This window comes from Mycobacterium barrassiae, from assembly GCF_025822765.1.
GTDB lineage: Bacteria > Actinomycetota > Actinomycetes > Mycobacteriales > Mycobacteriaceae > Mycobacterium > Mycobacterium barrassiae.
This window is the reverse complement of the sequence record NZ_JACKUK010000023.1, coordinates 35731-59221: the sequence shown is the minus strand read 5'-3', so window position 1 is coordinate 59221 and position 23491 is coordinate 35731. Positions and strand designations below refer to the sequence as shown.

Here is a 23491-nt window from a genome sequence, read left to right as displayed (position 1 = left end):
AATGGATTTGCGACCGCCCTTAGACTGGATCAGTAGCGATTCGGAGGAGATAGCAGTGGATACCGCACCTAATGGGTCGGTGACCCAGACCGGCACCGCGCGGGTCAAGCGCGGCATGGCAGAGATGCTCAAGGGCGGCGTGATCATGGACGTCGTCACGCCCGAGCAGGCCCGCATCGCCGAGGGCGCCGGCGCGGTGGCCGTCATGGCCCTGGAACGGGTGCCCGCTGACATCCGCGCTCAGGGCGGCGTCGCGCGGATGAGCGATCCCGATCTCATCGAGGGCATCATCGACGCGGTGACCATCCCGGTGATGGCCAAGGTCCGCATCGGGCATTTCGTCGAGGCGCAGATCCTGCAGAGCCTCGGTGTCGACTACATCGACGAGTCCGAGGTGCTCACGCCCGCCGATTACACCCACCACGTCGACAAGTGGAAGTTCACGGTGCCGTTCGTGTGTGGCGCGACCAACCTCGGCGAGGCGCTGCGCCGCATCACCGAAGGTGCGGCGATGATCCGCTCCAAGGGTGAAGCCGGCACCGGCGACGTGTCCAACGCGACCACTCACATGCGGGCAATCGGCGGCGAGATCCGGCAATTGTCCTCGCTGTCCGAAGACGAGTTGTTCGTTGCCGCAAAGGAATTGCAGGCGCCTTACGACCTCGTCGTCGAGGTGGCTCGGGCGGGCAAGCTGCCTGTGACGTTGTTCACCGCGGGTGGCATCGCCACCCCGGCCGACGCGGCGATGATGATGCAGCTCGGCGCCGAGGGTGTGTTTGTGGGCTCGGGGATCTTCAAGTCCGGCGACCCGGCCAGCCGCGCCGCCGCGATCGTGAAGGCCACCACGTTCTACGACGATCCCGACGTGCTGGCGAAGGTGTCGCGCGGGCTGGGCGAGGCGATGGTCGGCATCAACGTCGAGGATGTGGCCGCTCCGCACCGGCTCGCCGAACGCGGCTGGTAGCCGCCGCGATGGGCCGCCCAGGCGACGAGTCAAGATAACCGCATGGCGATCGAAGAGATCCTTGATCTCGAGCAACTCGAGGTCAACATCTACCGCGGCAGTGTCTTCAGCCCCGAATCGGGAAACTGGCAGCGCACCTTCGGCGGCCATGTGGCCGGTCAGGCGTTGGTCTCCGCGGTGCGCACGGTCGAACCGCAGTATCAGGTGCACTCGCTGCACGGCTACTTCCTGCGGCCCGGAGACGCCAAGGCGCCGACGGTGTTCATCATCGAGCGGCTGCGCGACGGCGGCTCGTTCGTGACGCGTCGGGTCAACGCGATCCAGCACGGCGAGACCATCTTCTCGATGTCGGCGTCGTTCCAGACCGACCAGAGCGGCATCCACCACCAGGACGTCATGCCGTCGGCGCCGCCGCCCGACGACCTGCCGGGTCTGACGGAGGTCAAGGCGTTCGACGACGCCGGCTTCAAGCAGTTCGCGGAGTGGGATGTGCGGGTCGTGCCGCAAGAGAAGCTGGAACGATTGCCGGGCAAGGCTTCTCAACAGCAGGTGTGGTTCCGTCACCGGGATCCGTTGCCCGACGATTTCGTGCTGCACATCTGCGCATTGGCCTATCTCAGCGACCTGACGCTGCTCGGCTCGGCGCAGGTGCATCACGCCGAGGAACGCGACCATCTGCAGGTCGCCTCGCTGGATCACGCGATGTGGTTCATGCGGCCGTTCCGCGCCGACGAATGGCTGCTCTACGACCAGACGTCGCCGTCGGCATCGGGCGGTCGGGCGCTGACCCAGGGCACGATCTACACCCAGACCGGCGAAATGGTGGCGGCGGTGACGCAGGAGGGCCTGACCCGCTACAAGCGCGACTACAAGCCGTGAGTACGCCACGCGTCGGCGTATTGGCGCTTCAGGGCGACACTCGCGAACACCTGGCTGCGTTGCGTGAGGCGGGGGCGGAGGCGTCCACTGTGCGGCGGCTACGTGAACTCGAGGCCGTCGATGCGTTGGTGATCCCCGGTGGGGAGTCCACTGCGATGACCCATCTGCTGCGGGATTTCGAGTTGCTCGACCCCCTACGCGTTCGGCTGGCCGACGGCATGCCGGCCTACGGGTCGTGTGCGGGCATGATTCTGCTCGCCACCGAGATCTTGGACGCCGGCGCCGCCGGGCGTGAGGCCTCACCGTTGAAGGCGATCGACATGACGGTGCGGCGCAATGCCTTTGGGCGACAAGTGGATTCGTTCGAGGCTGATATCGACTTCACGGGCCTCGACACGCCTGTGCACGCGGTGTTCATCCGGGCGCCGTGGGTCGAACGTGTCGGACCTGACGTCGAGGTGCTGGGTCAGGCCGGGGGACACATCGTCGCGGTGCGGCAGGGCAAGGTGCTCGCGACGTCGTTTCATCCGGAGATGACGGGCGACCGTCGCATCCACAAACTCTTCGTCGAGCAGCTGTAGTTTTTGCGATTTCGGCGTGCTGGGTCACGCTCAGCGTGACCAGCCACGCCGAAATCGCCGCAAAAACTAGCGGATCGGCAGTCCCGTCACCGCACGACCGATGACCAGCCGCTGAATCTCGCTGGTGCCCTCGAAGATGGTGAAGATCTTCGCGTCGCGGTGCATACGTTCGACGGGGTAGTCCCGCGTATAGCCGTTACCGCCGAGGATCTGGATCGCCTCGTCGGTGACGTAGACGGCGGCCTCGCTGGCGACCAGCTTGGCCATCGAACCCTCGGCGTTGTCGAACGACTTGCCGTTGCGTGCCATCCAGCCCGCCCGCCAGACGAGCAGCCGCGCCGCGTCGATCCGGGCCTTCATATCCGCCAATTTGAAAGCGATCGCCTGGAATTCGCCGATCTTGCGCCCGAACTGCTCACGCTGCAATGCGTAGTCGAGCGCGTACTCGTAGGCGGCCCGGGCAACGCCGACGGCCATCGCGCCGACGGTGGGCCGGGTCCGCTCGAACGTGGCCATCGCGGCCTGACCCTTCGAGCTCTTGCCCTCGCGGACGCGTGCGATCCGCTCTTCGAACTTCTCTCGGCCGCCGACGATCAGACGGCCGGGAATGCGGACGTCCTCCAGCACCACCTCGGCGGTGTGCGACGCCCTGATCCCGTGCTTGAGGAACTTCTGCCCCTGCCGGAATCCGGGTATGTCCGGCGGAATGATGAACGTCGCCTGGCCCCGCGCACCGAGTTCGGGATACACCGATGCGACGACGATGTGAACCTCCGCGATGCCACCGTTGGTCGCCCACGTCTTCGTCCCGTTGAGCACCCATTCGTCGGTCGCCTCGTCGTAACGCGCGCGGGTGAGAATCTCGCCGACGTCGGACCCGGCACCCGGCTCCGACGAGCAGAACGACCCCACCTTCGGGTCGTCGACGGTGCCGAACATCTGCGGCAGCCACTCGGCCATCTGCTCGGGTGTGCCGTTGCCGGCCAGCGACGCCGCGGCCAAGCCGGTGCCGAGGATCGACAGTGCGATCCCCGCGTCGCCCCAGAACATCTCCTCGAACGCGACGAGCATGCCCAGTCCGGACGGCTCGGCGGCCTGTTCGGCGAAGAACTCCATCGAGTAGACGCCGACCTTGGCCGCCTCCTGGATGATCGGCCAGGGCGTCTCCTCGCGTTCGTCCCACTCCGCCGCGGCGGGGCGAATCACGTCGGCGGCGAATTCGTGCACCCAGTCACGAATGTGCACCAGATCGGGGGACAGCTCCAGTGAGAAGGACATGCGCCTATCTTACTTCTGAGTAAGTTAGGCGGGAAGGTCTCTGTGGCCCACCTAACGTTCGCGACATGGCGATTTCGGCGTGCGCAGTCACGCTCAGCGTGACCAGCCACGCCGAAATCGCAAATCACGCACAATCCAGAAGATGACGATGGTCGAGGTCGAGCCCCAGCCGCGCATCGACACGATCGTGCGGCTGCTCGACGGCTCCGAGGCGCGGCGCACCGAGTACGTCGGCACCGTGTGGTTCGACGGGAAACCGCAGCTCGCCGGGCTGTTGCTGCGACGGGGTCCGAACGCGCCGCGCGGGATTCGCACGCCCAACTTCACGACGTCGTTCTTCATCCCAGACAGCCTGGCTTACGACCGGGCCAAGCTCGGCGATCCGACGTTGTCGATCTCGGTGGTGCTGCGGGCCGCGGGCGACACCAGCGCAATCGTCGACGCCGCCGCCACGTTCACCGACGATCCGTCTGGTACGCCGACGTGGATTCAGGTGCATCTTCAGGGCCACCTCGGCTGGCCGGCGGGTGTCGGCTACCGAATCGTGGCGATCACGCCGCCCAGCGCGGTTCGGTAAGGGGCAAACGTCCACGTAGACTCGTCGGTCGGACGTTGAGCACGACTTCTAGGAAGCGAGTAGTACACGCATGAGCGGCCATTCCAAGTGGGCCACCACAAAGCACAAGAAGGCCGTCATCGACGCACGCCGCGGCAAGAACTTCGCAAAGCTGATCAAGAACATCGAAGTGGCCGCGCGAGTCGGCGGCGGTGACCCGGCCGGCAACCCGACGCTCTACGACGCGATCCAGAAGGCCAAGAAATCGTCGGTGCCCAACGACAACATCGAGCGGGCCCGCAAGCGCGGCGCCGGCGAGGAAGCCGGCGGCGCCGACTACCAGAACATCACCTACGAGGGCTACGGCCCCAACGGCGTCGCGGTGCTCATCGAATGCCTGACCGACAACCGCAACCGCGCCGCGGGTGAGGTGCGCGTCGCGATGACCCGCAACGGCGGCAACATGGCCGACCCCGGCTCGGTGTCGTATCTGTTCTCCCGCAAGGGACTGGTCACCCTGGAGAAGAACGGGCTGACCGAGGACGACGTGTTGACCGCGGTCCTCGAGGCCGGCGCCGAGGAGATCAACGACCTCGACGACAGCTTCGAAATCGTCTGCGAGCCCACCGATCTCGTGGCTGTCCGTACCGCGCTGCAGGATGCGGGTATCGACTACGAGTCCGCAGAGGCCAGCTTCCAGCCGTCGGTGACGGTGCCGGTCGACCTCGAAGGGGCCCGCAAGGTGCTCAAGCTTGTCGACGCGCTCGAAGACAGCGACGACGTCCAGGACGTCTACACCAACATGGACATCCCGGACGACGTGGCGGCGCAACTCGACGAGGGCTAGCCCGGTCGCGCCATATGCCCAGCGCCGAGGAGGCACGAAACATCGCGGCGTTCAAGCGTTTCCACGACGCGGTGAACGCACACGATTTGGAGGCCCTCGCGCGAACCATCGACGACTTCGTTCTGCTCGATGCCGAGATCCGCACGCCGTTGCCGATCGACGCGACGGGCCCGGAGAAGCTCAAGCGGGTGTGGTCGATGCTCTTCGCGGTCTATCCCGACCTGCACCTCGCCGTCGACGACCTGATCGCGGCGGGCGACAAGATCGTCGTCCGCAACACCGTCACCGGCACGCAGCTGGGCGAGTTCATGGGCACCGCGCCCACCGGTACATCGGTGACCTACAACGAGATCTTCATCTTCCGCTTCATCGACGGTCACGTGGCCGAGACGTGGGGTGTGGTCGACGTTCTGGCGCAGATGCGACAGATCGGCCTGCTGGAGCGCTGAGAAACTCGCCGATCGCCCGCGCGGTCTCCTCAGGCTGGTCGAGCATGATCAGCACCTTCGCGTCGTCGACGTAACGCAGTGTGCCGCCGGTCAATTCGGCCAACGCCTCAGCGTGGGCCACGGGCATCACGCGGTTCCGGCTCCACAGCACCAGCACGTCCCCGCGAAAGTCGGCCAGCCGGTTGGTGGCACGCGCCAGATCGGCCTTGTCGAACTTGGTGCGCGCATACTTCAGCAGGTCGCGACGGATCCGGATGTCGGCGAGGCCGGCGTCCGTCCACGCCTCGGCGATGTCCTGGGGGATGGGCTTGGCGGCCATCATCCCGAACATGAAGAACCGGTTGCGCAGCCGGGCGATGCGCAGCTGCTGCATCGCCAGCTTGACGGTGCCGGTGCTACGCGTGGCCGCCCACGTGACCTTGCCGGGGAACCCGGGCGGGAAGTTCGTGAACGCTTCCGACGGGCAGATCACCATGCGCGCCACGCGACCGTCGCGACCCCGGTCGGTGAGGAACAGCGGGCCACCCCAGTCCGTGATCACCAGCGTGACATCGGTGAGATTCAGGGCGTCGAGAAAGTCCGCGACGACGTCGACCATCCCAGGCATCGTGAGGTCCGCGTCGTCGCGCATGGGGATCCGATGCCCGCCGATCGGCAGGACGGGAAGCAGATAGCGGAACCCCGTCGGCAGGTGGGGCAGCGCGAGGTTCCACTGCGTGTCGTTCATCAGCAGGCCGTGCAGCAGCACGACGGGCGCACCGGTGGGGTCGCCCTTCTCGCGGTACTCGATGGTCCCTGCGGTGACGTCGACGGATTTCATGGCGACCTCTCATTAGAACGTTGATTCTAGAACGTATGCTCTAGTCTGTCCTCAGGAGGTGCGAATGGCAAGGTCCACCAGGGAGGCGATCCTGACCGCCGCGGCCGAGCTGATGCGGCACAAGGGCTACGGCGCGGTCGGCATGAAGGACATCGCCGCGGCCTCCGGCGCCCCGATCGGCTCGCTGTATCACCACTTCCGCGGCGGCAAGGTCCAGATCGCACGCGAGGCGCTGATCAACGCCGGCATGGCGTACGGCCTGCTCATCCCGTCGATCGTCGACACCCACACCGACCTGGGCGAGGCGATCGACGCACTGTTCACCCAGGCCGCAGAGGACATGGCCCAGACCGGCTTCGCCAACATGTGCCCGGTCGCGAGCGTGGCCGCCGAGGTCGCCGACACCGTCGAGGAACTCCGCGAAACCTCCGCGGCCGTGTTCAGCAGCTGGATCGACGGCGGCGCCGCGTATTTCACCGCCCGCGGCCTGGACCCGGCGACGGCACGCGACGTAACGCTGACGATCGTCGGCGCGTTGGAGGGTGCGTTCGTACTGGCGCGCACGCTGCGTAGCACCGAGCCGTTGCTCGCCGCGGGGCGGGCGCTCGCGCCGCAGTACAGCGGCGTAGCGCTGACTCAGCGTGCACCCGCTAGCCGCGGTGTTGGCATCGTCACATCGACCTGATGCGTGGCCTTCAATCGTGCGGAATGCCCACTCTGACAAGCAAAATAGCTCCCCGTGGCAGTTATCACGGATCGCAACGGCGTCGAGTGGTCGATCAAGAGGCGGTGGTGGCCCTTCCCCAACGGGCTGCTCGATGTGACCTTCGGCTGGGTGGAGAGTCTCATCGCGCTGGTCTTCACGGTGCTGTGGCCGTTCTGGCTGCTGGCCAAGTTCTGCGGCGTGCGGTGGGTGATCACCGTCGAGCGCGACGGTGAACGGGTGCGCAAAGAGTTGGTGCGCGGGTGGACCACGTCGAAGCTCCGCATGAACGAGATCGCGCATGAAGTCGCGCCGGACGACCGTCCCGGGTACTTCCTCGTCTAGCCGCGTGTCCTCCCCGGTGCGGTCGGTGCTGCGGGCTAGTCTCTCGAACAGATGTTCACAGGAGGCTCTGACGTGCGGGTTATGGGTGTCGACCCCGGGTTGACGCGCTGCGGGTTGTCCGTCATCGAAGGCGGCAAGGGCCGGCAGGTCGTCGCCCTGGACGTCGACGTCGTGCGCACGCCCTCCGATGAGCCGCTGCAGCACCGCTTGCTCACCATCAGCGACACCGTCGAGCACTGGATGGACACCCACGTGCCCGACGTGATCGCCATCGAGCGGGTGTTCGCCAACCAGAACGCGAACACGGCGATGGGTACCGCACAGGCGGGCGGGGTCATCGCGCTGGCGGCGGCCCGACGGGGAATCGACGTTCACTTCCACACGCCCAGTGAGGTCAAGGCCGCCGTCACCGGCAACGGTAATGCCGACAAGGCGCAGGTCACCGCGATGGTGACGAGAATCCTTGCGCTGCAGACCAAACCGACACCCGCCGATGCCGCCGACGCACTGGCGCTGGCGATCTGTCACTGCTGGCGCGCCCCGATGATCGCGCGGATGGCGGCGGCGGAGGCGCTGGCCGCGGAGCAACAACGCAAGTTCAAGGCGACGATCAAAGCGAAAGCAAAGGCGACACGATGATCGCATCCGTTCGCGGCGAGGTCCTCGACATCGCCCTCGACCACGTCGTCATCGAGGCCGCAGGCGTCGGCTACAAGGTCATGGCCACCCCGTCCACCCTGGCGACACTGCACCGCGGTGACGAGGCCCGGCTGATCACCGCGATGGTCGTGCGCGAGGATTCGATGACGCTGTACGGCTTCGCCGACGCGGACGCCCGCAACCTGTTCCTGACGCTGCTGGGGGTGTCGGGCATCGGGCCCAGCATCGCGCTGGGTGCCCTGGCGATGTACGACGGGCCCACACTGCGGCGTGCGATCGCCGAGGGCGACATCGCCGCGCTGACGCGGATACCCAAGGTCGGCAAGAAGACGGCCGAACTGATGGCGCTCAGCCTGCGCGACAAGGTGGGTGCGGTGACGACGTCCGGCGCCGCCGCGCTCAACGGCCATTCGGTGCGTGGCCCCGTCGTGGAAGCGCTTGTCGGGCTTGGTTTTGCGGTCAAGCAGGCTGAAGAGGCCACCGACAAGGTGCTCGCCAACGAACCCGAGGCCACGCAGTCGACGGCGTTGCGCTCGGCTCTGTCGATGTTGGGTAGGAAATGAACAGGTTCGACGACGACGCGTCCGAGGAGCGGGAGGTCAGCCCGGCGCTGACCGTCGGCGAGGGCGACATCGACGCCAGCCTGCGGCCCCGGTCGCTTGCGGAGTTCATCGGCCAGCCTCGCGTCCGCGAGCAGCTGCAACTGGTGCTCGAGGGCGCCAAGAACCGCGGCGGCACACCGGATCACATCCTGTTGTCCGGTCCGCCGGGGCTGGGCAAGACCTCGCTGGCGATGATCATCGCGGCCGAACTCGGCACGTCGCTGCGGGTCACCTCCGGGCCCGCGCTGGAACGTGCGGGCGATCTGGCGGCGATGCTGTCCAACCTCGTCGAGCACGACGTGCTGTTCATCGACGAGATCCACCGCATCGCCAGGCCGGCGGAGGAGATGCTCTACCTCGCGATGGAGGACTTCCGGGTCGACGTCGTGGTCGGAAAGGGTCCGGGTGCCACGTCCATTCCGCTGGAGGTCGCGCCGTTCACCCTCGTCGGGGCCACCACCCGCTCCGGTGCGCTGACGGGCCCGTTGCGTGACAGGTTCGGCTTCACCGCCCACATGGATTTCTACGAACCCGCCGAACTCGAGCGGGTGTTGACCCGCTCGGCCGGCATCCTCGGCATCGAGTTGCAGGCCGACGCCGGAGCTGAGGTCGCCCGGCGGTCACGCGGCACGCCGCGTATCGCCAACCGGCTGCTGCGACGGGTCCGGGACTTCGCCGAGGTGCGCGCCGACGGCGTCATCACCCGCGACATCGCCAAGTCCGCGCTTGCGGTGTACGACGTGGACGAGCTTGGGCTGGATCGTCTGGACCGGGCCGTATTGTCCGCGCTCACAAAGAGTTTCGGCGGCGGGCCCGTCGGGGTGTCCACACTGGCGGTCGCGGTGGGGGAGGAAGCCACGACGGTCGAGGAGGTGTGCGAGCCGTTCCTCGTGCGTGCCGGCATGATCGCCCGTACGCCCCGCGGACGTGTCGCCACCGCCCAGGCCTGGACCCACCTCGGAATGACGCCGCCTGCCGGAACCGCCGGTTTCGGGCAGCCCGGTCTGTTCGAATAGGGGAATGGCGTTGATTTACGCAGGATTGGGGTTCGCGGGTCTCGCGGCCCTGTTGCACGTCTACATCTGGGTGATGGAGTCGTTGACCTGGACCTCGCCACGCACCAGGGCGACATTCGGGATCAGCGAGGAAGAAGCGCTGGCCACCAAGGAACTCGCCTTCAACCAAGGCTTCTACAACCTGTTTCTGGCGATCGTGACCTTCGTCGGCATCGTCGTCGGCGCGCTCGGGCACTGCGGCGTCGGGTTGGCTCTCGTCTTCGCCGGCACCGGATCCATGCTCGCCGCGGCGCTGGTGCTGCTGCTGTCGTCGCCCGACAAGGCACGAGCCGCGATCACCCAGGGCATTCTGCCCCTGATCGCGATCGTGCTCTTGGGCGTCGCGCTGGCGACGTAGCGCCGCTTACAGCAGCCCGAGCAACTGCAGGTCGGTGATGTACTTGACGATGATGTCGGCCGTGACATGTGGGATGTCTTTGTCCGGACCGATTTTCGCCTCCTGCACCGCGGCGCGGAACCGCTCGGTGGTGGCCAAGGCACCGCGAAGCGGCTTGGCGGGCTGCGCATAGCTGTGCAGCAGCGGCAGTAGCGACGCCTGACGCTGCCGATCCGGCAGGGCCCGCATGCTCGTCTCGAACCGCTGTAGCCACTCCGCGTAGTCCGCAACCCGGTCGATCGGGTAGCCGGCCTCGACCAGCCAGTCGACGTATTCGTCGAGCCCGATGCCGTCGTCGTAGGGGTTCATCACGTGGTAAGTCTCGAACCCGTGGGCTTGGCGCGCGCCCAGGGTGGAGATCGCCTCGGCGATGAAATCGACTGGGAGACCGTCATAATGGACCCGCTGCCGATGCCCCGCGGCGTCCAGTTCGTAGAACGATCCGGGTGCGATTCCCGTGGCCACCAGACTCAGCAGCAGCCGGGTGAACATGTCGGGCACGTTGAGCTGACCGGCGTAGCGGGGCTCGGCCAGGATCATGTCACACCGGAACACCGCCACCGGCAGACCGCTGAGATCGTGGGCTTCGCGCAGCAGCACCTCACCGGCCCACTTGCTGTTGCCGTAACCGTTGGCGTAGCCGTCGTTGACCGAGCGCGTCGCGCTCATCTGCCTAACGTCGGCGTCCTCAACGAACTTCGACGGTTCGACCTGATCACCGACGCCGACCGTGGACAGGTAGATGAACGGCTTCAACTTCGTGGTCAGCGCCAATTTGATCAGCTCGGCGGTCCCGACGACGTTGGGTCCGAACAGCTGGTCGTACGGCAGGACGTGGTTGACCAGTGCGGCGGGGTCCACGATCAGGTCGACGGTGTCGGCCAGTCGCTGCCAGGTCTTCTCGTCGAGTCCGAGATCTGACTCACCCTTGTCGCCGGCGAGCACCTCCAGATGCTCGGCCGCCAGTCGCCGGTAGTGGTTCAGCAATGCCGGGTCGCCGCTGTCGAAGGTTTCGTCGAGGCGCTGCCGCGCGGTGGCGTCGTCCTTGGCGCGAATGAGACAGATCACTTTGCCGTCGACGAGATGCATCCGCTCCAGCCATTCCAGGGCCAGATAACGGCCCAGGAACCCGGTCGCGCCGGTCAGCAGCACGGTGCGCACCTCTTGGCTGGGATACGGCAGTGCCGGTGCGGACGCCAGGGTGGCGGCGTCGAGGAACTTGTCCAGGGTCAGCTCGGCGGCGTGCACCGTGGTGGCACCGCGACCGTGCACCGACGCGAACGTCGGACGGCTGCTACCGGAGCGTTCGGTCTCGATGTAATCGGCAAGCGCGGCAAGGTCATTGGCGGGGCTCACGATCACGCCGACGGGGACCTCGATGTCGAAAATGTCGTGCAGCAGATTGGCGAACGTCAACGCCGACAACGAATCCCCACCCAAGTCGGTGAAGTGGGCGTCGGGTGACAGGTCTGCCGCCGCGGTACCGAGCTGCGCTGCGGCCGCCCGACTGACGGTCTCGATGACGGGCCGCGCGGCACCGTTCTGTCGCAACTCGCGCAACTCGGCGGCCTGGCCCTCCGCATGTTCGGAGTACAGCTCCTCCAGCCGAGGACCGTAGATCTCCTTCAGCTTGGGCCGGGCCAGCTTACGGATCCCGGTCAACAGACCGTTCTCCAACGTGAATGCCGTTGTCTCCACGATGAAGTCACGCGGCACCTCGAAGGATTGCAGACCGGCCGCCTTCGCGACGTCGGCCAGCGATTCGCTGATCGCGGCGCGCAGTTGCTCACCGTCATAGCGGGCGAGCGCTTCGGGGGTTGGCACGATCACCGCGAGCAGGTAGGCGCGGGCGCTGTTGCCGTAGATATAGATCTGCCGCACCAGGGGACTGGTTTCGAACACCGGCTCCAGCTTCGACGCGGTAACGAACTCGCCCTGCGACAGCTTGAGGACGAAGTTCCGCCGGTCCACATACTGCAGCTGATCCGGGCCGAGCTCGGCCATGACGTCGCCGGTCCGGTAGTAGCCGTCCGCGTCGAACACGTCGGCGGTCACCTCGGGACGCTTGTAGTAGCCGGGGAACATGTTGGTGGTCTTGAGCAGCAGTTCGCCTCGGGGATAAGGGCGGTCAGTGCTGAAGTAGCCCAGATCCGGCACGTCCACGAGCTTGTAGTCAAGGACCGGTGGGCGCTTCAACTGTCCGTCGAGGAGCACTCCGCCCGCCTCGGTGGATCCGTAGCCGTCGTGCAGGTCCAGGTCGAGGAAGGACTCGACCCAGGACGTCAGCTCCGGCGACGTCGGGGCGGACCCGGTGACCGCGGTCAAATACCGGTTGCCGATCAAGCGATCCCGCACCACGCCGAGGAATTCGGCGTCGGACAGGGTGTCGGCGCCGTCGGCCGCGTGACGGTTCAACTGGCTGTGCACTTCCGCGGACAGCATGTCCCAGACGCGCGGCACGAAGGACAGCTGTGTCGGCCGCACGAGACCGAGGTCGTCGAGGAAGGTCGAAAGGTCGCTCTTGGCGGCGAAATACGCTGTGCCGCCGTGGGCCAGCGCTCCGTAGAGGCCGAAGCGTCCCATGACGTGACTCATCGGCATGAAGCTCAGGATGATCGACGGTTCCAGGCTGTCGGCCCAGCCCCAATGGTGGGGCAGCCATAACTTGGCGAACAAACTGCGGGTGTAGATCGCGCCCTTCGGCGCACCCGTGCTGCCCGAGGTGTAGATCAGCAGTGCCAAATCCTCTGCCTCGCGATGAGCAACAGGCTTCGGGGGCAACTTCTTTCCGCGCTCCAACACGTCCTGCAGCGTTTCCACTACGACGGGGTGATCCGTTAGGTGAGCGCGCGCGGCGTCATAGGCCTCGCGATGGTCGGTGATCTCAGGGTCGTAGTCGAAGACGATCAGAGTGGTCGGCGTGTGGCCGGTCAACACGAGTTCGACTGCGTCGTCGACATAGTCGATGCTCGACGCGATGACGGTGGGTGCGGTTTCGGTGACGATGGGACGCAGCGATGTGAGCGGGGCGCTGGTCTGCAGCGGCACCGAGACGGCGCCGAGCGTGATGGTGGACATGTCGAGCACCGTGTAGTCGACGCTGGCGAAGCCGAGGATCGCGACGCGATCGCCGGGACGGACGTCGGCAAGGGCGCTGGTGACCGCGTTGACCCTGTTCCACAGCTCGCGATAGGTGATGGTGTTGAAACGGGGGAGAAGCTTTGCGGTGGTGCGACCCTGCGCGTCGGTGACGTGTTCAATCGCGCGTTCGCCGAGTGCGGGACGGTCGGTGTAGCCCTCCATCACCACGCGCACCAGCTCGTCCAGCGGCAACCCTGGCTGTTCGATGGCCTCGCTGATCGTCGCGTCGGGTTTGGCGGCGGCGAACTGTGGATCGGTGGCGTACAGATTTGCGATGCGGCGCTCCAGGCGCTCTTCACGGGTATCAGTGGACATCGAGGAATCCTTCGATAACACAAATCAATTGGTCGGGCGCCTCGTTGAGCCCACTACTAGAAGGATCGTTAGCGAAACTAAAGCTATTCCGGCTGGTTGCTGTCAGTTCGCTGTGAGCGCCTTGGATGGCCAGCTGGGCCACATGGGTGGTGGCGACTATCACAGGCGTCAGGTTTGCGGTGGCCACAACGGTTGTCGCGGCCGCCGGAGGCGGGTTACGGGTTGTCTGGTGCGGGTACTCCGACCTACATGACTGATACGCGAGTTCGGACCCGCGGGGGCCGCCTTCAGATGCAGCGCAGTCGGGGCGCAATGAGCGGTTTTCTGCTGGTACTTCTGGGCGCCTGGGGCGCTCTCATTCCGTTCGTCGGACCGTTCTTCGACTTCGCCTTCAGCCCCGACCGGGCCTGGACGTGGACCGAGGCGCGCGGGTGGCTCGAGGTGCTGCCCGGTGCGGTGGCGGTAGTGGGCGGACTTCTGTTGCTCGTTTCCCGCAATCGGGCCACCGCGATGTTCGGGGCGTGGCTGGCCGTGCTCGCGGGCGCCTGGTTCATCGTCGGTCGCGCGTCGGCAGGACTGCTGGGCATCGGTGACGTGGGTGCACCCGTCGCGGTGACGGAGACCAAGGCAGTGGTGCTCGAGTTGGCGTACTTCTACGGACTCGGTGCGTTGATCGTGTTCCTCGGGGCGGCGGCGGTGGGCCGCATTTCGGTACGCAGCGTGCGTGACGTCGAGTACGTCGACCGCCCGGTCGCTGCTGAGCAGGCGGAGTCGGCGCTCGCGGACACCGATGCGGTCACCGAGATCCAGCCGACGGCCAGTTCGACGGGGCGCCATCGCTGGCGTGACACGTTCAGCCGGCGGCGGACGCACGCGCACTGACGCTTCCTCGAAATAGCATTCCGGGTTGTCGGGCTACGGCTTCGACGGCCCGGAATGCTATTTCGCCGCCGATATTTGGCGTGGTCACGTCCGCCCCAACACCCGGCCGGTGGGACGAGCCTCACAAGCGGGATGTGACTTGCATGACTGACCACCGGGGCCGCAGAAGATAGCCTGACTATCTAACTCTGATCGAAAGTACGCCGACCGGCGGATGATTCGCGGCTCGGCGCAACCGATAGTCGACTTATCTACTCGTTTTCAAGGAGGCCGAGATGACCTACAGGCCGGGTACCACGGATTCCAATGCGGCACGCCAGCATTCGGTCGTCGCCATCTGCGAGGCGCTCGGCGTGCCTGAGCGGGACTGGCGCCTGTTCACACGGTGGGCCGAAACCCCGATGTCGTCGAAGTCGCGTGACGCGCTGCACCAGTACGTCGACGTCATGATCGCTGACCGCTGCACGCACCCCACCGACGATCTGCTCTCGCAGCTGATCGATGTCGAGATCGACGGACAGGCGCTGACGACCGATGACATCCGCCGGTTCGTCGCGGATCTCGTCGTCTGCGCCGGTTAACTCCTCGACTCTTTGGGGTCCAATTCGTCGAGCAGACGCTGCATCGTCCGCGTCATCTGCGCGAAGTTCCGCTCCCCGACGATCTGTGCCCACCTGCGTTCGATGTCGATGACGCGTTCGCCCGCGTCAACCATCAGCGCCTGACCCCGCTTCGTCAGGTCGATGAGCTTGGCACGGCCGTCCGCCGGATCCGGGCGGCGGGTCAGATAGCCGAGGTCGACGAGATCGTTCACCAATTCCGAAGCGGCGGCCAGGCTCAGCTGTGCACGGTCGGCCAGTTCGGTGAGGCGGATCCCGCCCATCCGGATATTGCCGAAGATCTGGAAGTGCGTCTCGCGTATATCGCTGTAACCGGCTTCGGCGCGCGGCGCGGCGAGGTCGTCACGAAACTCACGCAACAGCCTGACCAGGAGCTGCCCGATCGCCAGGCGGTCTTGCGCCCGATCCCTTGACGCGGCCATGACAGGTGAGGATACTACGGATACCGAAGTTTCGGTTTCCGAAGTAATTGGAGCGGCGCGATGATCACCCCGAGCCCGAATTTCGTCAGCACCGACCTCGGCCGGCTTCATGTCCAGCGCAGCGGAACAGGTCCGCCGGTTGTGTTGTGGCACAGCCTGTTTATCGATTCCCGCTCGTGGAAGCCGCTGGCCGTGGCCCTGGCGGCCGACCGCACGGTCTACTGCATCGACGGCCCGTCACACGGCAAGAGCGAAGAAGTGCGGCGGGATTTCACGTTCGAGGAAGTCGCTGCCGCCGCGGAGCAGGCACTGGACCGTCTCGGTCTGACCGGACCCGTCGACTGGTTGGGCAATGCGTGGGGCGGGCACGTCGGGATTCGGCTCGCCACGGGATCGCGGCTGCGGACATTGACCACGATCGGTACGCCCGTGCAGGGATTCAATCTGCGGGAAAAGCTCGCCACGGCGTGGCCGCTCGTCGCGATGTACCGACTCGCCGGGCCCAGCGGGTTCATCATGAAGCAGCTGTTCGACTCGTTGCTCGGCGCCGATGCGATCGCCGCACAACCGGAACTGGCCGAGACGATCATGGCGTCATTCCACGACGCCGATCGCACAGCGATGTATCGCGCGATGCGGTCGATGATGCTGAAACGCACCGGCATCGAAGATCTGCTGCCGCGCATCACGGTGCCGACGTTGGTCATGTCGGTGCGCGACGACGTCACCGGATGGCGCCCCGCCGAGGCCCGCGAAACGTGCACCAAGATTCCGGATTGTCGTGTCGAGGAGGTCGCAGGCACCGGTCACGTCTCGCCGTTGCTGCTCGACCGCGACCGGATCCTGCGGCTCGTCACCTCCTTTTGGCGAGCAGACGTGAAAACCCCCAAAATGCCGTCGAAATAAGGGTTTTCGCGTCTGCTCGCGCAGGAAAAGCTAGCCGGTGAAGGCCATCACGTGCTTGATGCGCGTGTAGTCCTCGAAACCGTACATCGACAGGTCCTTGCCGTGGCCCGACGACTTGAACCCGCCGTGCGGCATCTCGGCGACCAACGGAATGTGGGTGTTGATCCACACGCACCCGAAGTTCAGCGCTGCCGACACCCGTAGGGCCCGCGATACGTCCTTCGTCCACACCGATGACGCGAGTCCGTACTCGGTGCCGTTGGCCCACGCGATCGCCTCGTCCTCATCCGAGAACGACTGCACCGTGATCACCGGTCCGAAAATCTCCTGCTGCACCAGACGGTCGTCCTGGTGCAGCCCGCCGATGACCGTCGGCTCCACATAGAAACCCTTGTCGCCCTGGCGTTTTCCGCCGACAGCCAGGTTGGCGTGCGACGGCACATCCTCGAAGAACGACAGCACCCGCTCCATCTGGTTGACATTGTTGACCGGCGGCACCCAGGCGTCCTCGTCGTCGGCGGCCTTGCCGAACGTCGTCGTCGCACCCCGTGCCTGCTCGGCCAGCGCCTCGGTCAGATCCGAGGCCACCTTGGCGGTCGCCAGCACCCGGGTGGCCGCGGTGCAGTCCTGGCCGGCATTGAAGTAGCCAGCCGTCGCGATGCCCTCGGCGGCGCTGGCGATGTCGCTGTCGTCGAACACGATCACCGGCGCCTTGCCGCCCAACTCCAGGTGCGTGCGCTTCAGATGTCCGCCCGCGCTGACGGCCACCGCGCGGCCCGCGGCCACCGAACCGGTGATCGACACCATCTCCGGTGTCGGATGCGCCACCACCGCGGCACCCGTATTCCGGTCGCCGCACACGACATTCAGCACGCCTGGCGGGAAATGCTTGGCGGCGATCTCGGCGAGCATCACGGTGGTCACCGGCGTGGTGTCGCTCGGCTTGATCACCACGGTGTTGCCCGCGGCGATCGCCGGGCAGAACTTCCAGATCGCCATCATCATCGGGTAGTTCCAGGGGGAGACCTGGCCGATGACGCCGACGGGCTCGCGGCGGATCCACGACGTGTGGTTCTCCATGTACTCGCCGGCGGACTTACCCTCCAACAGCCGCGCCGCGCCTGCGAAGAACCGGATCTGGTCGAGCATCGGCGGAATCTCTTCGGCCGCGGTGACGTGGTTCGGCTTACCCGTGTTGCGTCCCTCGGCCTCGACGAGTGCCTGCGCGTTGCGCTCGACGTCGTCGGCGAAGTCGAGCAGCGCCTTCTGGCGATGCGACGGCGTCGTGCGCTTCCAGTCGGCGAACGCTTTCGACGCCGCCGCGTACGCGTTGTCGATGTCGGCCTCGTTGGAGATCGGCGCCGTGGCGTACTCCTCGCCGGTGGTGGGATCCACCAGCGGCATCGTGGCCCCGCTGACGGAGTCGACGAGCTCGCCGCCGATGAAATTCTGAACCTTCGTCATGGATGTGAACTCCTTCGGTTACTGGTCTTTGAGAACAAGGGCAAGGACATCGAGACCTTCGACGAGAAGGTCGTCGCTGATGGTCAGCGGTGGAAGGAATCTCAGCACGTTGCCGAATGTGCCGCAGGACAACACGATCACGCCCGCGGCGTGACAGCCCGCGCACAGCGCCTTGGTCAGATCGGCGTCGGGCTCGGTGGTGCCGGGCTTGACCAACTCCATCGCGATCATCGCCCCGCGACCGCGGACGTCGCCGATGCGGTCGTCCTCGGCCTGCAGCCGGCCCAGCCGGTCCTTCATCAGGGCTTCGATCTGACGCGCGCGCTCCACCAGGCCGTCGGCTTCGATGGTTTCGATCGTGGCCAGCGCGGCCGCGCATGCCACCGGGTTGCCGCCGTACGTGCCGCCGAGCCCGCTGACGTGCGGGGCGTCCATGATCTCGGCGCGGCCGGTGACGCCGGACAACGGCATACCGTCGGCGATGCCCTTGGCGGTGACGATGAGGTCCGGCTCGATGCCCTCGTGTTCGCACGCGAACATCGCGCCGGTGCGCGCGAACCCGGTCTGCACCTCGTCGGCGATGAACACCACGTTGTTCTTCCGGCACCAGTCCAACAGGGTCGGCAGGAAGCCGTCGGCAGGCACGATGAAGCCGCCCTCACCCTGGATGGGTTCGATGATCACCGCAGCGAGGTTGTCGGCGCCCACCTGTTTGTCGATCACCGTGATGGCGCGTTTGGCCGCGAGCTCACCGTCGGTGGCCAGCTCCTTGCCGAACTCCGCGTCGCGGAACGGGTACGACAGCGGGGCGCGGTAGATCTCGGGTGCGAACGGGCCGAAGCCGTGCTTGTAGGGCATCGACTTGGCGGTCAACGCCATCGTCAGGTTGGTCCGGCCGTGATACGCGTGATCGAACGACACCACCGCGGGCTTACGCGTATAGGTCCTGGCGATCTTGATCGCGTTCTCCACGGCCTCCGACCCCGAGTTGAACAGCGCCGACCGTTTCTCGAAGCTGCCGGGCGTCAGCCGGTTGAGCTGTTCGGCGACCGCGACATACCCCTCGTAGGGCGTGATCATGAAGCAGGTGTGGGTGAATCGGGCCGCCTGATCGCCGATGGCGGCGACGACGGCCGGCGACGCGTTCCCGATGGTGGTCACCGCGATACCCGAACCGAGGTCGATGAGCCGGTTGCCGTCGACGTCCTCGACGATGCCGCCGAACGCCCGCGACGCATACACAGGCATGGTGTTGCCCACCCCACGGGACACGGCGGCGCTCTTCCTGTCGATGAGCGCCTGCGACAGCGGGCCGGGTATCGCGGTGGCGAGGTAGCGGCTCTGCTCGAGGGTGCTCAATTCCGCCTCCTGACGAACTGGGGTTTCGACGCGCGACGCGTCGCGGTACGAGCCTAGTCGGCGGCGCACCGATCCGATTGAAAACTCCGGTAGGTCGTGGCGGAATCAACGGCTGCCGCGGGACGACGCAACGGATTTCGTCGCAGTTCGGTCAGCCCCGGTCGTAGTGGCACACGGCTTCGAGCATTACGCCCCACGGGTCGAGCCAGAACGTGGCGAAATACGGCTGCGGATATTGCGGAAAAGTTTGTGGCGGATGGAGCACCTGCCCGCCCCACCGCGGCGTCAACGCGGTGACGAGCTCATGGACCTCGTTCACCCGCGACCGGGTTTGACAATGAACGCGAGATGCTGGAGTCCGGCCTGGTGCCGTGAATATTGCGACGGCTCGGCCGACGGATAGAAGAAAAGATATGTGCCGGGCTTGCCGCCCGCTGGCCGGTAAGCGAACTCGTCCTCTGCGCTGAGGAATTCCTCGAAGCCCAGCAAGGGCATGAGTACGTCGTAATAGTTCTTGGCCGCGGTCAGGTCTTCGACGTTGATGCCGAGGTGACCGAGCACCCACGGAAGCTAGCACTGCCAGCTCTAGGGACGGGCGCACTCGGTGATCTGCGCCCGCAATGGCACACTGGTCCCTGACGAAGCGTCTGACCTGCCGGTCTTGCGCTGTGAACCGAGACCGATACGAAAGACAGCTGCTCACATGGATCTGGTCATTTTCCTGCCGCTCATCATCATCATGGGCCTCTTCATGTTCTTCGCGTCGCGCCGTCAGAAGAAGGCGATGCAGGCCACCATCGATCTGCATGAGTCGCTTCAAATCGGTGACCGCATCCACACCACGTCGGGCCTGGAAGGCACGATCACCGGCATCACCGACGACTCCGTGGACCTGGAGATCGCACCCGGCGTGGTCACCACCTGGATGAAGCTGGCGGTGCGCGACAAGATCGAGCCCGAGACCGACGAGGACGAAGATTTCGAGGACTTCGACGACGAAGAGTCGACGGCCACCGAAATCACCGAAAGCCCGAACAAGAAGGACTGAGGGCTGAGGACTCAGCCTCAGCACGTAACCTTTGCGGTGCTGACGAACTGATCTCGAGGAGACCCTAGAAACGTGGCATCGTCTTCGACGCCGGTGCACCCTGCCCGATACCTTGCGCTCTTCTTGGTATTGCTGGTCGGCGCATACTTGTTGGTGTTCCTGACCGGGGACAAGAAAGCCGAGCCGAAGCTCGGTATCGATCTGCAGGGCGGCACCCGCGTAACGCTCACCGCTCGCACGCCGGACGGCTCGCGCCCCACCCGCGACGCCCTGCTCCAGGCGCAGTCGATCATCAGCGACCGGGTGAACGGCCTGGGCGTTTCGGGATCCGAAGTCATCATCGACGGCGACAACCTCGTCATCACCGTGCCCGGCAGCGACAGCAGCGAGGCCCGCAACCTGGGTCAGACGGCACGGCTGTACATCAGGCCCGTCATCCATGTGATGCCAGCCGTACCGGCCGGCCAGCAGCCGCCGATCGAGGAGCCCGAGGGCGCACCTCCGCTTCCTCCGGAAGAGCCCGGGGCCCCGGCACCGCCGGGAGGCGCCGAACTTCCGCCAGGGGGCGCAGGAGTCCCGCCAGGAGCGCCCGCACAGCCCGCACCGCCTGCGCAGTCTCCGGCCCCGCAGCCGCGGCCCTACCCGGAGCAACCGCCCACCCAGCCCTCACCCGAGCCCTCGCCGACCCCAGCGCCGTCGCCTCAGCCTGCGCCTTCGGGCCAGCAGACCCAGCCCGCGCCTCCGGGACAGGAGCCGACCCCGGCCCCGCCACCCGGAGAACCCACGCTCCAGCAGCGCATCGCCGACGAGAAGGAACTGCGGCAGAGCACCGACCAACAGATCCAGATCCTCGCGCTGCAGTTCCAGGCAACCCGATGTGGCGAGGACGACGTGCTGGCCGGCAACGACGACCCGAACCTGCCGTTGATCACGTGCTCGCAGAACGGCAACGAGGTCTATCTCCTCGACAAGTCGATCATCAGCGGCGAACAGATCGAGAACGCGAGCTCGGGACTGGATCAGCAATCGGCCCAGTACATCGTCGACCTCCAGTTCAAGAGCGACGCCACCAAGATCTGGGCCGACTTCACCGCGGCGAACGTCGGCACCCAGACCGCCTTCGTGCTCGACTCGAAGGTGGTCAGCGCCCCCGAGATTCGCGAGCCCATTCCGGGCGGCCGCACGCAGATCAGCGGACAGTTCACCGAGTCGACGGCCCGCGAACTGGCCAACGTGTTGAAGTACGGCTCGCTTCCGCTGTCCTTCGAGTCCTCGGAAGCCGAAACCGTCTCGGCGACACTGGGTTTGACGTCGCTGCGGGCAGGTCTGATCGCGGGTGCGGTCGGGCTGGCACTGGTGCTGCTCTATTCGCTGCTGTACTACCGCGTCCTGGGCGTGCTGATCGCGCTGTCGCTGGTCGCTTCCGGCGCAATGGTTTACGCGATCCTGGTGCTTCTCGGCAGATACATCAACTACACGCTCGACCTGGCCGGCATCGCGGGTCTGATCATCGGTATCGGTATGACGGCCGACTCGTTCGTGGTGTTCTTCGAACGCATCAAGGACGAGATACGCGACGGCCGCTCGTTCCGCTCGGCCGTGCCCCGAGGCTGGAACAGGGCGCGCAAGACGATCCTGTCCGGCAACGCAGTGACGTTCCTGGCCGCCGCCGTCCTCTATGTCCTGGCTGTCGGCCAGGTGAAGGGTTTCGCGTTCACCTTGGGCCTCACAACCATTCTCGACGTCGTGGTCGTGGTCCTGGTGACCTGGCCACTCGTCTACATCGCGTCGAAGTCGCCGACGCTGGCCAAGCCGAGGCTGAACGGTCTGGGCGCGGTGCAGCAGATCGCCCGCGAGCGACGAGCCGCCGCACACCTGACGGGACGGGGGTAGCGAGATGGCCAAGAACAAGGATTCAGCGGAGCTGACGACCGAAGCCGTCGAGGCACCCGACCTCGAAAGCACGGCGACACCGCAGCACGGCTTCTTCACCCGGCTCTACACCGGCACGGGCGCGTTCGAGGTCATCGGTAAGCGCAAGCTCTGGTACACGGTCTCCGGCGTCATCGTGGCCGTTGCCGTCCTGAGCATCCTGCTGCGCGGCTTCACCTTCGGCATCGATTTCGAGGGCGGCACCAAGGTGTCCATGCCGGCGCAGACCGCGACCGGCACCGTGACCACGCAACAGGTCGAAGACGTGTTCAGCGAGGCGCTCGGCAAGGAAGCCGAGGCCGTGGTCCTCGTCGGCAGCGGCGATTCGGCCACGGTGCAGATCCGCTCGGAAACCCTGAACAACGAAGAGATCGAGAAGCTGCGCACGGCGCTGTTCGACGCGTTCCAACCGCGGGGACCGGACGGACAGCCCAGCAAGAACGCGATCAGCGATTCGGCGGTGTCGGAGACCTGGGGCGGGCAGATCACCAAGAAAGCTCTCATCGCCCTGGTGGTGTTCCTCGCGCTGGCCGCCGTCTACATCACCGTGCGCTACGAGCGCTACATGGCCGCGGCGGCGTTGGCCACGCTGGTGTTCGACCTCGTCGTGACCGCCGGGATCTACTCCATCGTCGGCTTCGAGGTCACGCCGGCGACGGTGATCGGTCTGCTGACCATCCTCGGTTTCTCGCTCTACGACACGGTGATCGTTTTCGACAAGGTCGAGGAGAACACCCACGGTTTCCAGCACACGACGCGCCGGACGTTCGCCGAGCACGCCAACCTGGCGGTCAACCAGACCTTCATGAGGTCGATCAACACCAGCCTCATCTCGGTGCTTCCGATTCTGGCTCTGATGGTGATCGCGGTCTGGTTGCTGGGTGTTGGCACGCTGATGGATTTGGCGCTCGTGCAGCTGGTCGGCGTGATCGTCGGAACGTATTCGTCGATCTACTTCGCTACGCCACTGCTGGTGTCGTTGCGGGAACGCACCGACGAGGTGCGGTCACACACCCGCCGGGTGCTCAACCGTCGCAAGGGGAGTGCCGCGCGGACGTCGGACAGCGACGACGAGCGATCGGCGTCGGAGGAAGCCAAGGCGCCGGCGAAGGCCGCGGTGGCGAGCACGTCCACAGCACCCACGACGACAGCACCCACGACGACGGCACCCGAGAAGCCCGCGCCCGGAGCGCGCCCGACCCGTCCCACGAGCGGCAAGACCGGGCGACCATCGGGTAAGCGCAACACCCGGCGGCGGTAGTCCCG

Annotated in this window: 24 protein-coding genes and 1 pseudogene; 18 read left to right on the top strand and 7 right to left on the bottom strand. The window is 66.0% G+C overall.

Features of this window, described 5'->3' with window-relative positions; all coding sequences use genetic code 11:
• The first annotated feature begins 1 nt into the window (after position 1).
• From pdxS to pdxT, 3 genes are read left to right on the top strand one after another with little or no spacing between them, the layout of a single operon-like run.
• The gene (pdxS, locus tag H7J93_RS10545) at positions 2-964 is read left to right on the top strand and encodes a pyridoxal 5'-phosphate synthase lyase subunit PdxS (RefSeq protein WP_276021792.1); all 963 of its coding nucleotides are present in this window, start codon (positions 2-4) and stop codon (positions 962-964) included.
• A 42-nt stretch (positions 965-1006) separates the two neighbouring features.
• Positions 1007-1843 carry an acyl-CoA thioesterase II gene (gene tesB, locus H7J93_RS10540; protein ID WP_267306242.1) on the top strand — a complete coding sequence of 279 codons (837 nt, stop codon included), beginning with the start codon at positions 1007-1009 and terminating at the stop codon, positions 1841-1843.
• Positions 1840-2424 (top strand): pyridoxal 5'-phosphate synthase glutaminase subunit PdxT, encoded by a 585-nt coding sequence (pdxT, locus tag H7J93_RS10535; RefSeq protein WP_267306241.1) that lies wholly within the window; start codon positions 1840-1842, stop codon positions 2422-2424. The genes tesB and pdxT overlap by 4 nt, the downstream gene beginning before the upstream one ends.
• Before the next feature lie 66 nt (positions 2425-2490).
• Here the strand turns inward: pdxT and H7J93_RS10530 are convergent, their stop codons facing one another.
• Positions 2491-3702 (bottom strand): acyl-CoA dehydrogenase family protein, encoded by a 1212-nt coding sequence (locus tag H7J93_RS10530; RefSeq protein ID WP_267306240.1) that lies wholly within the window; start codon positions 3700-3702, stop codon positions 2491-2493.
• A 142-nt stretch (positions 3703-3844) separates the two neighbouring features.
• On the opposite strand from H7J93_RS10530, the gene H7J93_RS10525 reads away from it, so the two are divergent.
• The 3 genes from H7J93_RS10525 to H7J93_RS10515 all read left to right on the top strand — a co-directional run bounded on the left by H7J93_RS10525 (position 3845) and on the right by H7J93_RS10515 (position 5554).
• Positions 3845-4279: a hypothetical protein gene (locus H7J93_RS10525; protein WP_267306239.1), complete on the top strand. Its 435-nt coding sequence runs from the start codon at positions 3845-3847 to the stop codon at positions 4277-4279.
• 70 nt (positions 4280-4349) lie between these two features.
• The gene (locus tag H7J93_RS10520) at positions 4350-5105 is read left to right on the top strand and encodes a YebC/PmpR family DNA-binding transcriptional regulator (RefSeq protein ID WP_267306238.1); all 756 of its coding nucleotides are present in this window, start codon (positions 4350-4352) and stop codon (positions 5103-5105) included.
• 14 nt (positions 5106-5119) lie between these two features.
• A complete protein-coding gene (locus H7J93_RS10515) occupies positions 5120-5554 on the top strand; it encodes an ester cyclase (protein WP_267306237.1) in 435 nt (144 codons plus the stop codon).
• Here H7J93_RS10515 and H7J93_RS10510 read toward each other — a convergent pair.
• Positions 5472-6374: an alpha/beta fold hydrolase gene (locus tag H7J93_RS10510; RefSeq protein ID WP_267306236.1), complete on the bottom strand. Its 903-nt coding sequence runs from the start codon at positions 6372-6374 to the stop codon at positions 5472-5474. The genes H7J93_RS10515 and H7J93_RS10510 overlap by 83 nt on opposite strands.
• Positions 6375-6438: 64 nt before the next feature.
• On the opposite strand from H7J93_RS10510, the gene H7J93_RS10505 reads away from it, so the two are divergent.
• The 6 genes from H7J93_RS10505 (at position 6439) to H7J93_RS10480 (ending at position 10097) form a co-directional block, all read left to right on the top strand.
• Positions 6439-7059, top strand: a complete 621-nt coding sequence (locus H7J93_RS10505; RefSeq protein WP_267306235.1) for a TetR/AcrR family transcriptional regulator — start codon at positions 6439-6441, stop codon at positions 7057-7059.
• A gap of 54 nt (positions 7060-7113) precedes the next feature.
• Complete coding sequence (locus H7J93_RS10500; protein ID WP_267306234.1) at positions 7114-7422, top strand: hypothetical protein; 309 nt, start codon at positions 7114-7116, stop codon at positions 7420-7422.
• A 72-nt stretch (positions 7423-7494) separates the two neighbouring features.
• On the top strand, positions 7495-8061 hold the full coding sequence (gene ruvC, locus H7J93_RS10495) for a crossover junction endodeoxyribonuclease RuvC (RefSeq protein WP_267306961.1): 567 nt from the start codon (positions 7495-7497) through the stop codon (positions 8059-8061).
• Positions 8058-8645 carry a Holliday junction branch migration protein RuvA gene (gene ruvA, locus H7J93_RS10490; protein ID WP_267306233.1) on the top strand — a complete coding sequence of 196 codons (588 nt, stop codon included), beginning with the start codon at positions 8058-8060 and terminating at the stop codon, positions 8643-8645. The genes ruvC and ruvA overlap by 4 nt, the downstream gene beginning before the upstream one ends.
• Entirely contained in the window at positions 8642-9700 is a 1059-nt protein-coding gene (ruvB, locus tag H7J93_RS10485; protein WP_267306232.1) for a Holliday junction branch migration DNA helicase RuvB, read from the top strand. The genes ruvA and ruvB overlap by 4 nt, the downstream gene beginning before the upstream one ends.
• A gap of 10 nt (positions 9701-9710) precedes the next feature.
• Positions 9711-10097: a DUF1304 domain-containing protein gene (locus tag H7J93_RS10480; protein ID WP_267306960.1), complete on the top strand. Its 387-nt coding sequence runs from the start codon at positions 9711-9713 to the stop codon at positions 10095-10097.
• Between the two features lie 6 nt (positions 10098-10103).
• Here the strand turns inward: H7J93_RS10480 and car are convergent, their stop codons facing one another.
• Positions 10104-13592 carry a carboxylic acid reductase gene (gene car / locus H7J93_RS10475; protein ID WP_267306231.1) on the bottom strand — a complete coding sequence of 1163 codons (3489 nt, stop codon included), beginning with the start codon at positions 13590-13592 and terminating at the stop codon, positions 10104-10106.
• A gap of 249 nt (positions 13593-13841) precedes the next feature.
• On the opposite strand from car, the gene H7J93_RS10470 reads away from it, so the two are divergent.
• A complete protein-coding gene (locus H7J93_RS10470) occupies positions 13842-14474 on the top strand; it encodes a hypothetical protein (protein WP_267306230.1) in 633 nt (210 codons plus the stop codon).
• Between the two features lie 275 nt (positions 14475-14749).
• On the top strand, positions 14750-15055 hold the full coding sequence (locus H7J93_RS10465; RefSeq protein ID WP_267306229.1) for a cytochrome P450 family protein: 306 nt from the start codon (positions 14750-14752) through the stop codon (positions 15053-15055).
• Here H7J93_RS10465 and H7J93_RS10460 read toward each other — a convergent pair.
• Positions 15052-15516, bottom strand: coding sequence for a MarR family winged helix-turn-helix transcriptional regulator (locus tag H7J93_RS10460; protein WP_267306228.1), 465 nt, complete (start codon positions 15514-15516; stop codon positions 15052-15054). The two genes, H7J93_RS10465 and H7J93_RS10460, sit on opposite strands and share 4 nt — an antisense overlap.
• 60 nt (positions 15517-15576) lie before the next feature.
• Here H7J93_RS10460 and H7J93_RS10455 point away from each other — a divergent pair, with 60 nt between their 5' ends.
• Positions 15577-16422, top strand: a complete 846-nt coding sequence (locus H7J93_RS10455; RefSeq protein WP_267306227.1) for an alpha/beta fold hydrolase — start codon at positions 15577-15579, stop codon at positions 16420-16422.
• A gap of 30 nt (positions 16423-16452) precedes the next feature.
• Here the strand turns inward: H7J93_RS10455 and H7J93_RS10450 are convergent, their stop codons facing one another.
• The 3 genes and pseudogenes from H7J93_RS10450 to H7J93_RS10440 form a co-directional block, all read right to left on the bottom strand.
• Entirely contained in the window at positions 16453-17886 is a 1434-nt protein-coding gene (locus H7J93_RS10450; RefSeq protein WP_267306226.1) for a gamma-aminobutyraldehyde dehydrogenase, read from the bottom strand.
• A gap of 18 nt (positions 17887-17904) precedes the next feature.
• Positions 17905-19245 (bottom strand): 4-aminobutyrate--2-oxoglutarate transaminase, encoded by a 1341-nt coding sequence (gene gabT / locus H7J93_RS10445; RefSeq protein ID WP_267306225.1) that lies wholly within the window; start codon positions 19243-19245, stop codon positions 17905-17907.
• 151 nt (positions 19246-19396) lie between these two features.
• Positions 19397-19806: pseudogene (locus H7J93_RS10440) on the bottom strand (VOC family protein).
• Positions 19807-19948: 142 nt separating this feature from the next.
• Between H7J93_RS10440 and yajC the strand changes: the two are divergent.
• The 3 genes from yajC to secF all read left to right on the top strand — a co-directional run bounded on the left by yajC (position 19949) and on the right by secF (position 23486).
• Complete coding sequence (yajC, locus tag H7J93_RS10435; RefSeq protein WP_267306224.1) at positions 19949-20293, top strand: preprotein translocase subunit YajC; 345 nt, start codon at positions 19949-19951, stop codon at positions 20291-20293.
• A 72-nt stretch (positions 20294-20365) separates the two neighbouring features.
• On the top strand, positions 20366-22186 hold the full coding sequence (secD, locus tag H7J93_RS10430) for a protein translocase subunit SecD (protein ID WP_267306223.1): 1821 nt from the start codon (positions 20366-20368) through the stop codon (positions 22184-22186).
• A 4-nt stretch (positions 22187-22190) separates the two neighbouring features.
• Entirely contained in the window at positions 22191-23486 is a 1296-nt protein-coding gene (secF, locus tag H7J93_RS10425) for a protein translocase subunit SecF (RefSeq protein ID WP_267306222.1), read from the top strand.
• Positions 23487-23491: the final 5 nt, after the last annotated feature.

Excerpts from the sequence above, each read along its gene's own strand:
- pdxS (WP_276021792.1), top strand. The coding sequence starts at position 2 with ATGGATTTGCGACCGCCCTTAGACTGGATCAGTAGCGATTCGGAGGAG.
- tesB (WP_267306242.1), top strand. The coding sequence starts at position 1,007 with ATGGCGATCGAAGAGATCCTTGATCTCGAGCAACTCGAGGTCAACATC.
- H7J93_RS10530 (WP_267306240.1), bottom strand. The coding sequence starts at position 3,702 with ATGTCCTTCTCACTGGAGCTGTCCCCCGATCTGGTGCACATTCGTGAC.
- H7J93_RS10525 (WP_267306239.1), top strand. The coding sequence starts at position 3,845 with ATGACGATGGTCGAGGTCGAGCCCCAGCCGCGCATCGACACGATCGTG.
- H7J93_RS10520 (WP_267306238.1), top strand. The coding sequence starts at position 4,350 with ATGAGCGGCCATTCCAAGTGGGCCACCACAAAGCACAAGAAGGCCGTC.
- H7J93_RS10515 (WP_267306237.1), top strand. The coding sequence starts at position 5,120 with ATGCCCAGCGCCGAGGAGGCACGAAACATCGCGGCGTTCAAGCGTTTC.
- H7J93_RS10510 (WP_267306236.1), bottom strand. The coding sequence starts at position 6,374 with ATGAAATCCGTCGACGTCACCGCAGGGACCATCGAGTACCGCGAGAAG.
- H7J93_RS10505 (WP_267306235.1), top strand. The coding sequence starts at position 6,439 with ATGGCAAGGTCCACCAGGGAGGCGATCCTGACCGCCGCGGCCGAGCTG.
- ruvA (WP_267306233.1), top strand. The coding sequence starts at position 8,058 with ATGATCGCATCCGTTCGCGGCGAGGTCCTCGACATCGCCCTCGACCAC.
- ruvB (WP_267306232.1), top strand. The coding sequence starts at position 8,642 with ATGAACAGGTTCGACGACGACGCGTCCGAGGAGCGGGAGGTCAGCCCG.
- car (WP_267306231.1), bottom strand. The coding sequence starts at position 13,592 with ATGTCCACTGATACCCGTGAAGAGCGCCTGGAGCGCCGCATCGCAAAT.
- H7J93_RS10470 (WP_267306230.1), top strand. The coding sequence starts at position 13,842 with ATGACTGATACGCGAGTTCGGACCCGCGGGGGCCGCCTTCAGATGCAG.
- H7J93_RS10465 (WP_267306229.1), top strand. The coding sequence starts at position 14,750 with ATGACCTACAGGCCGGGTACCACGGATTCCAATGCGGCACGCCAGCAT.
- H7J93_RS10460 (WP_267306228.1), bottom strand. The coding sequence starts at position 15,516 with ATGGCCGCGTCAAGGGATCGGGCGCAAGACCGCCTGGCGATCGGGCAG.
- H7J93_RS10455 (WP_267306227.1), top strand. The coding sequence starts at position 15,577 with ATGATCACCCCGAGCCCGAATTTCGTCAGCACCGACCTCGGCCGGCTT.
- H7J93_RS10450 (WP_267306226.1), bottom strand. The coding sequence starts at position 17,886 with ATGACGAAGGTTCAGAATTTCATCGGCGGCGAGCTCGTCGACTCCGTC.
- yajC (WP_267306224.1), top strand. The coding sequence starts at position 19,949 with ATGGATCTGGTCATTTTCCTGCCGCTCATCATCATCATGGGCCTCTTC.
- secF (WP_267306222.1), top strand. The coding sequence starts at position 22,191 with ATGGCCAAGAACAAGGATTCAGCGGAGCTGACGACCGAAGCCGTCGAG.